This window comes from Mesonia oceanica, from assembly GCF_902499555.1.
GTDB lineage: Bacteria > Bacteroidota > Bacteroidia > Flavobacteriales > Flavobacteriaceae > Mesonia > Mesonia oceanica.
The window spans coordinates 1-661 of sequence record NZ_CABVMM010000066.1 but is presented as its reverse complement, the minus strand read 5'-3'; the positions used below and the strand labels follow the sequence as shown (position 1 = coordinate 661).

Genomic DNA, 661 nt, shown 5'->3' with positions numbered 1-661 from the left:
CTATATTGCTATCATTATCGGAAAGGTCCTCGGTGGTCTGCGCATTACCGTTGCCATCGGTATAGGTCCCCGTGGCCGTGGCCTGGTTGGTCACCTTCCCGTTGTCCACATCGGACTGGGTGAGCGTATAGCTCGCCGTAAAGCTACTGTTGTCCACAGCGCCGGGGGCCAAACTGATCGGGCCGCCCGTCACGGTTACCAGGGTATCGCTGACCGTTATGTTGGTCAGCGTCGCATTCCCCGTGTTCTCTACCGTAAAGGTATAATCGATCGTCTCGCCAACCTGGGCAAAGCCGTCACCGTTCGCATCGTTGAAGGTCCCCGTCTTGATCAGCGCAATGGCCGGGTTCTGGGTAAACAGGGTCTCGGTCACATCGTCCCCTATATTGCTATCATTATCGGAAAGGTCCTCGGTGGTCTGCGCATTACCGTTGCCATCGGTATAGGTCCCCGTGGCCGTGGCCTGGTTGGTCACCTTCCCGTTGTCCACATCGGACTGGGTGAGCGTATAGCTCGCCGTAAAGCTACTGTTGTCCACAGCGCCGGGGGCCAAACTGATCGGGCCGCCCGTCACGGTTACCAGGGTATCGCTGACCGTTATGTTGGTCAGCGTCGCATTCCCCGTGTTCTCTACCGTAAAGGTATAATCGATCGTCTCGCC

At 57.5% G+C, this 661-nt stretch carries 1 protein-coding gene; it reads right to left on the bottom strand.

Annotation, left to right across the window (positions count from 1 at the left end; genetic code table 11):
• Window positions 1-661, bottom strand: a 661-nt coding sequence (locus tag FVB9532_RS19330) for a CLIPPER-2 domain-containing protein (protein WP_150546819.1), incomplete at both ends; no start/stop codon positions are given.